This is a genomic window from Streptomyces sp. NPDC005402, from assembly GCF_040606575.1.
GTDB lineage: Bacteria > Actinomycetota > Actinomycetes > Streptomycetales > Streptomycetaceae > Streptomyces.
In genome coordinates this window covers 80,969-93,443 of sequence record NZ_JBEXFB010000007.1, presented here as the reverse complement: position 1 = coordinate 93,443, position 12,475 = coordinate 80,969, and the positions used below count along the sequence as shown (strand labels likewise).

General features: G+C 71.3%; 12 protein-coding genes. 4 read left to right on the top strand and 8 right to left on the bottom strand.

What is annotated here, in order from left to right; translation table 11 throughout:
- Positions 1–18 precede the first annotated feature (18 nt).
- Entirely contained in the window at positions 19–1,239 is a 1,221-nt protein-coding gene (locus ABZT02_RS15560; RefSeq protein ID WP_356018156.1) for an acetyl-CoA C-acetyltransferase, read from the bottom strand.
- A 170-nt stretch (positions 1,240–1,409) separates the two neighbouring features.
- Entirely contained in the window at positions 1,410–2,441 is a 1,032-nt protein-coding gene (locus tag ABZT02_RS15555; protein WP_356018153.1) for an SGNH/GDSL hydrolase family protein, read from the bottom strand.
- A gap of 161 nt (positions 2,442–2,602) precedes the next feature.
- Here ABZT02_RS15555 and ABZT02_RS15550 point away from each other — a divergent pair, with 161 nt between their 5' ends.
- On the top strand, positions 2,603–3,991 hold the full coding sequence (locus ABZT02_RS15550) for a cystathionine beta-synthase (RefSeq protein ID WP_356018151.1): 1,389 nt from the start codon (positions 2,603–2,605) through the stop codon (positions 3,989–3,991).
- A gap of 338 nt (positions 3,992–4,329) precedes the next feature.
- On the opposite strand, the gene ABZT02_RS15545 is transcribed toward ABZT02_RS15550, so the two are convergent.
- Positions 4,330–5,184 carry a helix-turn-helix transcriptional regulator gene (locus ABZT02_RS15545; protein ID WP_356018149.1) on the bottom strand — a complete coding sequence of 285 codons (855 nt, stop codon included), beginning with the start codon at positions 5,182–5,184 and terminating at the stop codon, positions 4,330–4,332.
- A gap of 149 nt (positions 5,185–5,333) precedes the next feature.
- On the opposite strand from ABZT02_RS15545, the gene ABZT02_RS15540 reads away from it, so the two are divergent.
- A complete protein-coding gene (locus tag ABZT02_RS15540; RefSeq protein WP_356018147.1) occupies positions 5,334–6,098 on the top strand; it encodes an SDR family oxidoreductase in 765 nt (254 codons plus the stop codon).
- A gap of 8 nt (positions 6,099–6,106) precedes the next feature.
- Here ABZT02_RS15540 and ABZT02_RS15535 read toward each other — a convergent pair whose 3' ends face one another.
- From ABZT02_RS15535 to ABZT02_RS15515, 5 genes are all read right to left on the bottom strand, one after another.
- Positions 6,107–6,538, bottom strand: coding sequence for a hypothetical protein (locus tag ABZT02_RS15535; protein WP_356018635.1), 432 nt, complete (start codon positions 6,536–6,538; stop codon positions 6,107–6,109).
- 85 nt (positions 6,539–6,623) lie between these two features.
- Positions 6,624–7,559 carry an ABC transporter substrate-binding protein gene (locus ABZT02_RS15530; protein ID WP_356018145.1) on the bottom strand — a complete coding sequence of 312 codons (936 nt, stop codon included), beginning with the start codon at positions 7,557–7,559 and terminating at the stop codon, positions 6,624–6,626.
- A gap of 11 nt (positions 7,560–7,570) precedes the next feature.
- The gene (locus tag ABZT02_RS15525; protein ID WP_351992846.1) at positions 7,571–8,233 is read right to left on the bottom strand and encodes an ABC transporter permease; all 663 of its coding nucleotides are present in this window, start codon (positions 8,231–8,233) and stop codon (positions 7,571–7,573) included.
- A gap of 1 nt (position 8,234) precedes the next feature.
- Positions 8,235–8,876 carry an ABC transporter permease gene (locus ABZT02_RS15520; protein ID WP_356018142.1) on the bottom strand — a complete coding sequence of 214 codons (642 nt, stop codon included), beginning with the start codon at positions 8,874–8,876 and terminating at the stop codon, positions 8,235–8,237.
- Positions 8,873–9,907 (bottom strand): ATP-binding cassette domain-containing protein, encoded by a 1,035-nt coding sequence (locus ABZT02_RS15515; RefSeq protein WP_356018140.1) that lies wholly within the window; start codon positions 9,905–9,907, stop codon positions 8,873–8,875. Before ABZT02_RS15515 ends, ABZT02_RS15520 begins: the two co-directional genes overlap by 4 nt.
- A 140-nt stretch (positions 9,908–10,047) precedes the next feature.
- On the opposite strand from ABZT02_RS15515, the gene ABZT02_RS15510 reads away from it, so the two are divergent.
- Together ABZT02_RS15510 and ABZT02_RS15505 are read left to right on the top strand one after the other, a co-directional pair.
- Positions 10,048–11,565, top strand: coding sequence for an aromatic amino acid ammonia-lyase (locus ABZT02_RS15510; RefSeq protein ID WP_356018139.1), 1,518 nt, complete (start codon positions 10,048–10,050; stop codon positions 11,563–11,565).
- Positions 11,566–11,570: 5 nt separating this feature from the next.
- The gene (locus tag ABZT02_RS15505) at positions 11,571–12,434 is read left to right on the top strand and encodes a MurR/RpiR family transcriptional regulator (RefSeq protein ID WP_356018634.1); all 864 of its coding nucleotides are present in this window, start codon (positions 11,571–11,573) and stop codon (positions 12,432–12,434) included.
- The last annotated feature ends 41 nt before the right edge of the window (positions 12,435–12,475 follow it).

Sequence of the window (12,475 nt, the reverse complement as noted above, 5' to 3'; positions counted from 1 at the left end):
GCACGGAGAGTTGGGAAATCAGCTGAGGCGCTCGATGACCATCGCCATGCCCTGGCCGCCGCCCACGCACATGGTCTCCAGACCGAACTGCTTGTCGTGGAACTGGAGGGAGTTGATGAGCGTGCCGGTGATGCGGGCGCCGGTCATGCCGAAGGGGTGGCCGACCGCGATCGCGCCGCCGTTGACGTTCAGCTTCTCCAGCGGGATGTTCAGGTCGCGGTAGGAGGGGATCACCTGGGCGGCGAACGCCTCGTTGATCTCGACCAGGTCGATGTCGTCGATCGTGAGACCGGCGCGGCGCAGCGCCTGGTTGCTCGCGTCCACCGGGCCCAGGCCCATGATCTCGGGGGACAGGCCGGAGACACCGGTCGACACGATGCGGGCGAGCGGGGTGAGGCCGAGCTCGCGGGCCTTGGCGTCGGACATGATCACGACCGCGGCGGCACCGTCGTTGAGGGGGCAGCAGTTGGCCGCCGTGACGAGGCCGTCGGGGCGGAAGACCGGCTTCAGGCCGCCGACGGCCTCCATGGTGACGCCGGCGCGGGGGCCGTCGTCCTTGGAGACGACCGTGCCGTCGGGGAGCGTGACCGGGGTGATCTCGCGCTCCCAGAAGCCGTTCTTGATGGCTTCCTCGGCGAGGTTCTGCGAACGGACGCCGAACTCGTCCATGTCCTGACGGGTGACGCCCTTGACGCGCGCCAGGTTCTCCGCGGTCTGGCCCATCGCGATGTACGGGTCGGGGAGCTGACCGTCCTCGCGCGGCTCGTGCCAGGTCGTGCCCTCCTGGGCGGCGGTGGCGGCGGTGCGGGCCTGCGCCTCGTCGAAGATCGGGTTCGTGGTGTCCGGGAGGCCGTCGGAGCTGCCCTTGGCGTAGCGGGAGACCATCTCGACGCCGGCCGAGATGAAGACGTCGCCCTCACCGGCCTTGATGGCGTGCAGGGCCATGCGGCTCGTCTGCAGCGAGGAGGAACAGTAACGGGTGATCGTGCAGCCGGGCAGGTGGTCCATGCCCATCTGTACGGCGACGATGCGGCCCAGGTTGTAGCCCTGCTCCCCGCCGGGGAGGCCGCAGCCGAGCATCAGGTCGTCGATGTCGCGCGGGTCCAGCTCGGGGACCTTGGCGAGGGCGGCCTGGATGATCGTGGCGGTGAGGTCGTCGGGGCGCAGGTCCTTGAGCGAGCCCTTGACAGCGCGGCCGATGGGGGAGCGGGCGGTCGAGACGATCACGGCTTCGGGCATCACGGCTCCATTGGCATGCGGGGGTGTTCTTCCGGACGGGGCTCTTTGGGAAGTTACCCGTACGTATGGCCTGGGTCACGGGGGTGACGGTGTGACCTATGTCTAAGCGCTTGCTTGGGCCTCCGGTGCTGGACTCCACCCGCTCGCGCGAGTACCCCGCCAGGCACCGCTCACTGGATGCTCGTGGTGCTGGTGGGTGACGGCTCCGTCGCCCGCACCCGCCGCCTCCGCCTGCGCTTGAGCAGTGCCCAGGGCCCCGTCGGGCCCGTCGGCATCGCCGCCGCGACCTCCGTACCCGCCTCCGACGCCGCCTCCGCCGCCGCCCGGGCCACCGGCAGGAAGCCCTCGCGGCGCGAGACGTCCGGGCGGTCCTCGTCGGCCGGCCACAGGCTCAATGCCGCGCAGACCGTCGGCAGCACCGCCATCGCCGCCGTCGCATACCCCTCCGCCGAGGGGTGGTAGTTGTCGGGGCCGAACAGCTCACGCGGGTTCGCCTCGAACTCCGGACCCAACAGGTCGCCCAGCGAGACCGTGCGGCCGCCCTGCTCCACCGCGCCGATCGTCTGCGCCGCCGCCAGCTGACGCGAGGCCCGGCGGGCCAGCCACCGCAGCGGCTGCTGGACCGGCTCGATCGTGCCCAGGTCGGGACAGGTGCCGACCACCACCTCGGCACCGGCCGTGCGCAGCCGCCGTACCGCGGACGACAGGTGCCGCACGGAACGCGTCGCCGGCATCCGGTGCGTGACGTCGTTCGCGCCGATCATGATCACGCACACGTCCGGGATCCGCTCGGGGTCCGCCAGCGTCAGCGCCACCTGACGGTCCAGGTCGTCCGAGGTGGCGCCGGGCAGGGCGACATTACGGAGTTCCACCGGGCGTTCCGACACCGCCGCGAGCCCGGACGCCAGCAGCGCGCCCGGCGTCTGGGCCGCCCGGTGCACTCCCTGGCCCGCGGCCGTGGAGTCGCCCAGCATCGTCAGACGCAGCGGCGGAACGCCCGCGGCGGCATACACGTGGCCGTACCGGCCCTCGGCCTGCGGGACGTGCGGCGCCGTGCCGTTGCCCACCTGCCGCCTGGCCAGCCGCACCTCCGCCAGCACCAGCCCCATGGCCGCCGCGCCGACCAGACCGATCCCGCCGCCGCCGTATGCGGCGCCGGCCGCGATCCGCCGGGCCACCCTCGCCCTCGACATGCTCGTCATACGTCGCCGCCACCTCCGTCGTACCCGCTACACCCACTCCTTGCCCCGCACGGACCGTGGCCCAATCCCAACGGGGTGTGAACGACCGTCATGGCGCCCGATCAGGCCATAGGCTGGCTGGACCACTAGGACCAATTCTTTGCAAGCATCCGGAGACAACGGTGCAATTCCACGACTCGATGATCAGCCTCGTCGGCAACACCCCGCTGGTGAGGCTCAACAGCGTGACCAAGGGCATCAAGGCGACCGTCCTGGCCAAGGTCGAGTACTTCAACCCCGGCGGCTCCGTGAAGGACCGCATCGCCCTGCGCATGATCGAGGCGGCGGAGGAGAGCGGCGCGCTGAAGCCAGGGGGCACCATCGTCGAGCCGACCAGCGGAAACACCGGGGTCGGACTCGCCATCGTGGCGCAGCAGAAGGGGTACAAGTGCATCTTCGTGTGCCCCGACAAGGTGTCGACGGACAAGATCAACGTCCTGCGGGCCTACGGGGCCGAGGTCGTCGTCTGCCCGACCGCCGTGGACCCCGAGCACCCGGACTCGTACTACAACGTCTCCGACCGGCTGGTGCGTGAGACGCCGGGGGCGTGGAAGCCCGACCAGTACTCCAACCCCAACAACCCGCTCTCCCACTACCACTCCACCGGCCCCGAGCTGTGGGAGCAGACGGAGGGGAAGATCACCCACTTCGTGGCGGGCGTGGGCACCGGCGGCACCATCTCCGGCACCGGCCGCTACCTGAAGGACGCCAGCGATGGCGCGGTCCAGGTGATCGGCGCCGACCCCGAGGGCTCGGTGTACTCCGGCGGCTCCGGCCGGCCGTACCTCGTCGAGGGCGTCGGCGAGGACTTCTGGCCGACCGCCTACGACCGGACCGTCGCCGACGAGATCGTCGCCGTCTCCGACAAGGACTCCTTCCAGATGACCCGCCGCCTCGCCAAGGAGGAGGGCCTCCTGGTGGGCGGCTCCTGCGGCATGGCCGTGGTGGCGGCCCTGCGCGTCGCCGAACGCCTGGACGAGAACGGCGTCGTGGTCGTCCTGCTCCCGGACAGCGGGCGGGGGTACCTCTCGAAGATCTTCAATGACGAGTGGATGGCCGACTACGGCTTCCTGGAGGACGAGGGCCCCAGCGCCCGCGTCGCCGACGTCCTCAACGACAAGGTGCACGGCGCCATCCCCTCCCTCGTCCACATGCACCCGGACGAGACGGTCGGCGAGGCCATCGAGGTGCTGCGGGAGTACGGCGTCTCGCAGATGCCGATCGTCAAGCCTGGCGCCGGCCACCCGGACGTGATGGCCGCGGAGGTCGTCGGCTCGGTCGTCGAACGCGAGCTGCTCGACGCCCTGTTCACTCAGCGGGCCTCGCTGGAGGACCCGCTGGAGAAGCACATGTCGGCCCCGCTGCCCCAGGTCGGCTCCGGCGAACCGGTCGGCGACCTGATGACGGTCCTCGGTTCCGCGGACGCCGCGATCGTCCTCGTGGAGGGCAAGCCCACCGGAGTCATCAGCCGCCAGGATCTGCTGGCCTTCCTCGCCAAGGGCGGGAAGTAGCGGTAAATGTCCGGTGAACCCCGGGCGCCGGAGGCGGTCTTGCGGTTTCCTACCGAAAGGGTGGACTTCGCGGAACTGGTACGAGCTGGTCACGTCCGCGCAGCACACGCTTAACACGGGCCCGGCACAGTGGTGGATGTCGGCAGGGCGGGAGCGGCTCCCCGCCCAGGCCGGCGCCGAAACGTCCAAGGACCTCCGGAGCGGCTCCCGGACCTCCAAGGACGCCGGACGTGAGACCTGGCCTGACCCGGTCGACGTCCTTCGCGGGGACCGCCGTCGTCCCGCCCCCCGGTAACGGGGGTGCGGCGGTCCCCGCGCATCACCTTCTCAGCGCGTTGTCAGCGCGCGGGGCTCGACGCCCAGCTTCCCAGCAACGCCAGCCTCTCCGCCGTCTCCGACCCCGGTTCCGGTGTGTAGACGAGCAGGGTCTGGTCGCCGTCTCCCGGGATCGTGAGGGTCTCGTACGGGAAGACGAGCAGGCCCGCCACCGGGTGCTGGAGGCGCTTCACGCCGTAGGCGCACTCCTTGACCTGGTGGTCGGCCCACAGTCGGCGGAAGTCCTCGCTCTTGAGGGAGAGTTCGCCGACGAGCGAGGTCATTTCGCGGTCGTCCTGGTGGTGGCCCGCCAGGACACGCATGTGGGCCACGCTCTGGGCGGCCACGGCCTGCCACTCCGGGTAGAAGTCACGGGCGGCGGGGTCGAGGAACACGTGCCGCGGGATGCTGCGGGCCTTGGCGGTCGTACCGCTGTAGCCGAACACCGTGTCGGCCAGGGGGTTCCAGGCCAGGACGGTCATGCGGCGGTCCAGGACGAAGGCCGGGGTGCGGTCCATGGCGTCGATCATGAGCTGGACGGCCGGGCGGACGCGGGGGCGCGTCGGGCGGTCGGTCTGCCTGTGGGGGCGGGCCACCGCGTGGAGGTAGTCGCGTTCGGTGTCGTCCAGGCGCAGGACGCGCGCGACGGCGTCCAGGACGGCGTCGGAGACTCCCCCGGACTTCGTCCGGGAGGGGCCCCCGGGCCCCCTGCCCTGCTCCAGCCGGATGTAGTAGTCGACGCTCACTCCGGCCAGCTGCGCCACCTCCTCCCGGCGCAGACCGGGCACGCGGCGCCGGCCGTGTGAGGGCAGCCCCACCTCCTCGGGCTGTATGCGGGCGCGGCGTGAGCGCAGGAAATCTCCGAGGTCCCCGTTCATGGGTTCGATCGTAGGGGAGGCCGGGGTTTTGAACCTGGTACTGGCAGACCCAGGAAAAGCGCATCCCTGGGTACGGCGGCCCGGGCGCCGCAGGGTGGTGGTCGAGCCGGGGAGTCACCCCGGCGGACATCCCACCGAGGAGCACTTCGATGTCGTACGAGAATCTGGCCGGACGTACCGCTGTCGTCACCGGAGCGGCGAGCGGTATCGGGGAGGCCACGGCCGTGCTGCTGGCCGCGCAGGGGGCGCGGGTCGCGCTGCTCGCGCGGCGCGGTGAGCGGCTGGAGGCGGTCGTGGGGAAGATCCGGGCCGACGGCGGTCAGGCGCTGGCGGTGGTCGCGGACGTCACCGACGACGCGTCCGTGGCGGCCGCCGTGGAGAGCGTCCACGCCGCCTACGGGACCGTCGACCTGGTGGTGAACAACGCGGGCGTGATGCTGCCGAACCCGATCGTCGACGCCCGCGTCGACGAGTGGCAGCGGATGATCGACACCAATGTCACCGGTGTCCTGCGTGTCATCGGCGCCTTCGCCGGGGACCTGAACGAGGCGGCCGCGCAGGGGCGCAGCGCGGACCTGGTGAACGTCTCGTCCATCGGCGCGCACGTCACGGGCTTCACGGACTACGCCGTGTACGGGGCGACGAAGGCCGCGGTCACGCATCTCTCGGCGCTGCTGAGGAACGAGTTCGGGCCGCGGGGCGTGCGGGTCACCAACATCGAGCCGGGGCTGACGGAGAGCGAGCTCGCCACGCACATCGAGAACGACGGGCTGCGGGAGCAGATCGGCGGCATGGCCGAGGCGATGGGCACGCTGACGGCCACGGAGCTCGCCGACCTCGTCGCCTACGTCACCAGCCGGCCCCGGCACGTCAACCTGCGCCAGGTCGTGGTGCTGCCGACCGCGCAGGTGTGAGCGCCGGGTCAGTCCTCCCAGTCGCTGCCCCGGGAGGACGGCTTCGTCCGCCGGCCCCGGAAGAGGTCCGGGTTGAGGCGGAGCGCCTGGAAGGCGTTGACGCCGACGATGCCGACCCAGGTGACCATGAGGCCGGGCAGGTCGCCGAGGGCGCCGCCGATCCCGGAGAGCGGGATCGCCAGTACCAGGGAGACGATGCCGAAGCCGAAGCGTTCGCCGAAGGAGTCGGTGGGCTTGGGCGAGCGGGCGCCGCGGGCCGTCACCATCTGCTGCTCGGCGAGCTGCCGGCGCAACCGTCGGTCCACGGCGCCGTCGATCCGCTGGTCGACCTTCTCCAGGAACGAGTCGACCAGCGCGGACTCGTACTCCTCGCCCAGTTCCCTGCGGGCCTGCAGGGTGGCGTTGAGTTCCTTCTTGAGTTCGGGGTCCCGCGCGTCCATTCCGGTCATGGGGTCCACGGTAGGCAGCGGTACCGCCCGCTGCACTGGGGTTAGCCCCCCTGTTGCGGCGGGGGTGCTTCCCAGATCAGCCCGTGGTCAGCCCGTGCTGCTTCGCGTACGCGTTCGCCACGTCCTCCGGGTCCTTCTTGTCGTTGTCGACCTGGCTGTTGAGCTGGGTGAGCTGGGCGGTCGTCAGGACGTTGCCGAGGCGGGCGAGAGCCTTGCGGACGGTGTCGTCGGCCTTGCGGTCGGCTATGAGGGGGACGATGTGCTGGCTGGGGATGAGGTTCTTCGGGTCGGTCAGCACCACCCAGTCGTCGGCCGCGATGTCGGTGTCGGTGGTGAAGAGGTTCGCCACGTCGACGTCGCCCTTCTTCAGGGCGCCCTTGACGAGCGGACCGTCCGAGTCGAGGGACTTGAACTCCTTGAACTCGACGCCGTACACCTCCTTGAGGCCGACGGCGCCCACCCGGCGCTTCTTGACCTCGGGCGCCGCGCCGATGACCAGCCTGCCGTTCTGCTTGGCGAGGTCGGCGAGGGTGACGAGGCCGTACTTCCTGGCGGTCGCCCGGGTGACGACGAAGCAGTCGGAGTCGGCCGCCTGGCCGTACGGGAGCACCTGGAGGCCGGCGGGCAGGGCCAGGGTGAGGGCGTTCTGCATGGTGCCCGGCTCGGCCGACGCGTCCTTGGGGGCCAGGTAGTTGAGGAGGGCGCCCTGGTACTCGGGCAGCAGGTCGATGTCGCCGGCCTTGAGGGCGGGGATCACGATCTCTCGGGTGCCGAGGTTGGGACGGACCTTCACCTTCACGCCGGCCTGCCGGAGCACGGCCGCGTACAGGTATCCGAGGACCTGGTTCTCGGTGAAGTTGGCGGTGCCGATGGTGACTCCGCCCTTGCTGGAGCCGCTGCCGCCGGAGGTGGTGCCGCCGCCGTCGAGGGAGGTGATGCCGCTGGAGCAGGCGGAGAGGGCGGGGACGGAGGCCGCCGCGAGGAGGCCGCCGAGGAGGGTGCGTCGGTTCATCGGAGGGGTCCTTACGCGGTGCGGTGACGGAAGAGGAAGCGCTGGAGGCCGGAGAGCAGCAGGTCGAGGGCGACGGCGATCACGGCGACCAGCACCGCGCCGCCGAGGACCTGGACGAGGTCGCGCTGGGCGAGGCCGTCGAAGACGTAGCGGCCCAGGCCCCCGAACGAGACGTACGCCGCGATGGTCGCGGTGGCGACGACCTGGATCAGTGCCAGGCGCAGGCCGGTCATGATCAGGGGAAGTGCGAGGGGCAGTTCGACCTGGAACAGGACCTGGTGGCCGCGCATGCCCTGGCCGCGGGCGGCGTCCTTGACGTCCGGGTCGACCGCGGTCATGCCGGCGTAGGTGTTGGTGACGATCGCCGGGACCGCGAGAGCGACGAGGGCGACGTAGACCGGGAGCATGGACAGGCCGCCGGCCAGGAAGACCAGCACGACCAGGCCGACGGTGGGCAGGGCGCGGCCGAAGGACGCGAGGTTGATCGCGACGAAGGCGCCCTTGCCGGTGTGGCCGATCAGCAGGCCGAGGGGCAGGCCGATCGCGGCCGCGACGAGGGTCGCGAGGAGCGAGTACTGCAGGTGCTCGGCGAGCCGGTGGGCGATGCCGTCGGTGCCGGTCCACTGGGAGCCGCTGGTCAGCCAGGTGCCGAGGTTCTTGATGAGTTCGTACATGTCAGGCTCGCCTCCGCCGCCACGGGGTCAGGACGTACTGGAGGGCCACCAGCAGGGCGTCCGCGATCACGGCGAGCAGGAGCGTGAGGACCACACCCGCGATCACCGGGGTCGGGAAGTCGCGCTGGAAGCCGTCGGTGAAGAGCTGGCCGAGGCCGCCGTCGCCGATGTAGGTGGCGACCGACACGAGGGAGATCGACATGACGGTCGCGATCCGCACCCCGGCCATGATCACGGGGAGTGCGAGGGGGAGTTCGACGGTGAGGAGGGTGCGCAGGGGGCGGGTGCCCATCGCCTTCGCCGCCTCCTTGGTCTTCGCGGGGACCGAGTCGAGGCCCTCGACGGTGTTCCGCAGCAGGACGACCAGGGTGTAGATGGTCAGGCCGATCACGGTCGTGGTGCGGGTCAGGCCGCTGATCGGCAGCAGGAGCACGAAGATCGCGATCGAGGGGATCGTGAACAGGACGTTCGAGAGGCCGAGCAGGAAGCCGCGCAGGGGGCGGATCCGGTGCGCGACCACTGCCAGGGGGAGGCTGATCAACAGGCCGAAGAAGACCGCTGAGAGCGCTGCCTGGAGGTGCGAGATCGTCAGGGTGGTCAGGTCGTCGGTGTGGCCGGATATCCACGACCAGTCGATGGTCATGCGGCCACCCGGGCTTCCGTGTGGGCCCGGCCGGCGTGCCGGTGGATGTCGTCGCGGGAGGTGACGCCGGTGAGGACGCCCTCGGTGTCGACGCGGGCGACCAGGCCGGTGGGGGAGGCGACGGACTCGTCGAGGGCGGCGAGCAGGGAGTCGCCGTCCTTGAGCGGTCGTACGGGGACCTCGGCGTCCTGGGTCGCCCAGTGCAGAGGCCTGCCCGCCGCGTCGCACACCAGGGACCAGGCGGCCCCTTCCGGCGCCGGGCCCTGCGGGACCTCGGCCAGGGTCTTCAGTGAGAGCAGCTTCAGGCCGCGCTCGGCGCCGAGGAAGTCGGCCACGAAGTCGTCGGCGGGGCGGGCGAGGAGTTCGGCGGGTGGGGCGCACTGGACGAGGTGGCCGCCGGTGCGGAAGATCGCGATGCGGTCGCCGAGCCTGACCGCTTCGTCGACGTCGTGCGTGACGAAGACGATGGTCTTGTTCAACTCCTTCTGGAGTCGGAGCAGTTCGTCCTGGAGCTGGGTGCGTACGACCGGGTCGACCGCGCCGAAGGGCTCGTCCATGAGCAGGACCGGCGGGTCGGCGGCGAGCGCGCGGGCGACGCCGACGCGCTGCTGCTGGCCGCCGGAGAGCTGGTGCGGGTACCGCTTGCCGGACTCGGGGGTGAGGCCGACGGTTTCGAGGAGTTCGGCGGCGCGGATGCGGGCCTTCTTGCGGCCGTGGCCCAGGAGCAGGGGCACCGTGGCGATGTTGTCCAGCACGGTGCGGTGCGGGAAGAGTCCGGACTGCTGGATGACGTAGCCGATGGAGCGGCGCAGTTCGGCGGCGTCCTGGCGGGTGACGTCCTTGCCGCCGACCTTGATGGTGCCGGAGGTCGGTTCGACCATCCGGTTGATCATCCTGAGGGTGGTCGTCTTGCCGCAACCGGAGGATCCGACGAGGACCGTGACGCCGCCTTCCGGCATGTCGAGGGTGAGATCGTGCACTGCTGTCGTGCCGTTGGGGAAGCGCTTGTGGACCGCGTCGAACTGGATCATGAGTTGTCCCTTGCCCGGCTGTATAACGTCATGCAGAGTTCTCGGTACCTGAATAGGTTGTCAACGGTTCGGTGTTAATCCGAGGTAACGGATGACCGCCAGGCAAGATCAGATGTCCGCTTGAGGGGAGTTTGAGCTAGATGTCGTCTCGGATCGTGGACGCGTCGGATCCCGTCGCGGTCGGGCACACCGGTCTGGTGGTACTCGACGGGATCGCACTCGACGTCGCGGACGTGGTCCGCCTCGCCGACGGGAGCGCGCGGCCGGTGCCCGGGACCGACGCGATGAAGCGGGTCACTGAGTCTTGGGACGCCGCCCGCCAGATCGCCGCGACCGGACGCGTCTACGGCCGCTCGACCGGCGTCGGCGCGAACCGGAACGAGGACGTGCCCACCGAGGCGGCCGCCGAACACGGGCTGCGGCTGCTGCGCAGCCACGCCGGCGCCATCGGCGAGGAACTCCCCGCCCGGCAGGTCCGCGCGATGCTCGCGGTCCGCGCCAACCAGCTCCTGGCGGGCGGCGCCGGACTGCGGCCGACCGTCGTCACAGCCCTGTGCGAGGCGCTGGAGAACGGCGCGTACCCGGTCGTCAACGAGTTCGGCTCGGTGGGCACCGGTGACATCGCGGCGCTGGCCCAGGTGGGACTGGCGCTGGCGGGGGAGCACCCCTGGAGGGAGGCCGGCGCCCCCGAGCCCCAGCTCCTCGACAACAACGACGCCCTCGCCTTCATCAGCAGCAACGCCCTCACGCTCGCCCAGGCCGCCCTCGCGTTGCACGAGCTGCGCGGACTCGTCGAGGCCACGCAGGTCGTCGGGGCGCTGTCGCTGCTGGCCGTGGACGGGTCGCACGAGGCGTACGCCGCTCCCGTGCACGCGGCCCGCCCGCACCGCGGGTCCGCCGAAGTGGCGCGGCGGATGCGGGCCTTGATCGGGGCCGAGGACCGGCCCACCCCGCCGCTCGGGCGCATCCAGGACCCGTACGGCTTCCGCTGCCTGCCCCAGATCCACGGGCCCGCCCACGACGCCGCCGACGCCCTGGAGGAGGTCCTCGCGATCGAGATCAACGCGGCCGCCGAGAACCCCCTCATCTCCCCCGAGGACATGGCCGCCTACCATCACGGCGGCTTCTACCAGGCCCAACTCGCCCTCGCCCTGGACCACTTCAGGCTGGCCCTCACACAGGTCGCCCGCCTGTCCACGTCCCGGCTCTCCACGCTCAACGAGCCCGCCTTCACCCGCCTCAGGCCCTTCCTCGCCGACCAGGAGCCCGCCTCCTCCGGCGTGATGATCCTGGAGTACGCCGCCGGGGCCGCCCTCGGCGACCTGCGGGCCTTCTCCGCGCCCGCCTCGCTCGGCCACGCTGTACTCTCCCGGGGCGTCGAGGAACAGGCCAGCTTCGCCTCGCTCGCCGCCCGTCAGACACTGCGCGCGTGCGGCGCGTACCGTCTCGTCGTCGGCTGCGAACTCGTCGCCGCCGTACGGGCGCTGCGCCAGCGCGACCTCAGGCCCGACCCGGACCTCCCGGTGGGCCGCGCGCTGGAACTCGCCGAGGCGGTGCTGGCGGAGGACCCGGCCGACCGGCCGCTCACGGGCGACGTGACGGCGGCGGCCGCACTGCTCGACCGGTTCACGGACATCTGGAGGGGGATCGAGGCATGAGCGACATGGGCGGGGCGATGGGCGGGGCGGGTGTGGCGGACACTCCCGCGGGACGGCTTCAGACACTGTTCGAGGGACACCGGCTCACACCGACCCAGCGGCGCATCGCGCACAGCATGGTGCGGCGGGCCGCCGACGTGCCGTTCCTGTCCAGCGTGGAGCTGGCCGAACTGGCCGGGGTCAGCCAGCCCTCCGTCACCCGCTTCGCCGTCGCCCTCGGCTTCGACGGCTACCCCGCCCTGCGCAGACACCTGCGCGAGGTCGCGCCCGCCGAACAGACGGCGGCCTCCGCGTCGTACAACGAGTACCAGCAGGCCGTCGAGGCCGAGATCGAGAACCTCAGACACCTGGCGGAGATCCTCGCCGACCCGCGCCCGGTGCAGAAGGCCGGCCGGCTGCTCGCCGCCTCCCGCCCGCTGCCGGTGCTCGGGCTGCGGGCCGCCGCCTCCCAGGCGTACGGCTTCGCGTACTTCGCCGCCAAGGTCCACCCGGACGTACGGCTGCTCAACGAGGGCGGCACGATGATCCACGACCGCATCGACGCCGCCGTCCGCGCGGGCGCCTCGACCCTGCTGTGCTTCGCGCTGCCCCGGCATCCCCGCGAGGTCGTGGACACCCTCGCCTACGCCAAGGAGGCGGGCCTGAGCGTCGTCACGGTCGCCGACTCCGCCTTCGCCCCGGTCGCCAAGGTCTCCGACCTGCTGCTGCCCGCCGCCGTCGGCACCGGCCTCGCCTTCGACACGGCCTGCGCGCCGATGCTGCTGGGCCGGGTGCTGCTGGAGGCGATGTGCGACGACCTGCCGGACGCGCAGGCCCGCCTGGAGGAGTTCGACGCGCGGGCCGCGGCACGCGGACTCTTCGTGGAGTAGCGCTTTTTCAGACTCGTCTCACGTTCGCCCGCTACCCTCCC

Excerpts from the sequence above, each read along its gene's own strand:
- ABZT02_RS15505 (WP_356018634.1), top strand. The coding sequence starts at position 11,571 with ATGGGCGGGGCGATGGGCGGGGCGGGTGTGGCGGACACTCCCGCGGGA.
- ABZT02_RS15535 (WP_356018635.1), bottom strand. The coding sequence starts at position 6,538 with ATGGACGCGCGGGACCCCGAACTCAAGAAGGAACTCAACGCCACCCTG.
- ABZT02_RS15525 (WP_351992846.1), bottom strand. The coding sequence starts at position 8,233 with ATGTACGAACTCATCAAGAACCTCGGCACCTGGCTGACCAGCGGCTCC.
- ABZT02_RS15540 (WP_356018147.1), top strand. The coding sequence starts at position 5,334 with ATGTCGTACGAGAATCTGGCCGGACGTACCGCTGTCGTCACCGGAGCG.
- ABZT02_RS15560 (WP_356018156.1), bottom strand. The coding sequence starts at position 1,239 with ATGCCCGAAGCCGTGATCGTCTCGACCGCCCGCTCCCCCATCGGCCGC.
- ABZT02_RS15530 (WP_356018145.1), bottom strand. The coding sequence starts at position 7,559 with ATGAACCGACGCACCCTCCTCGGCGGCCTCCTCGCGGCGGCCTCCGTC.
- ABZT02_RS15515 (WP_356018140.1), bottom strand. The coding sequence starts at position 9,907 with ATGATCCAGTTCGACGCGGTCCACAAGCGCTTCCCCAACGGCACGACA.
- ABZT02_RS15545 (WP_356018149.1), bottom strand. The coding sequence starts at position 5,184 with ATGAACGGGGACCTCGGAGATTTCCTGCGCTCACGCCGCGCCCGCATA.
- ABZT02_RS15520 (WP_356018142.1), bottom strand. The coding sequence starts at position 8,876 with ATGACCATCGACTGGTCGTGGATATCCGGCCACACCGACGACCTGACC.
- ABZT02_RS15555 (WP_356018153.1), bottom strand. The coding sequence starts at position 2,441 with ATGACGAGCATGTCGAGGGCGAGGGTGGCCCGGCGGATCGCGGCCGGC.
- ABZT02_RS15510 (WP_356018139.1), top strand. The coding sequence starts at position 10,048 with ATGTCGTCTCGGATCGTGGACGCGTCGGATCCCGTCGCGGTCGGGCAC.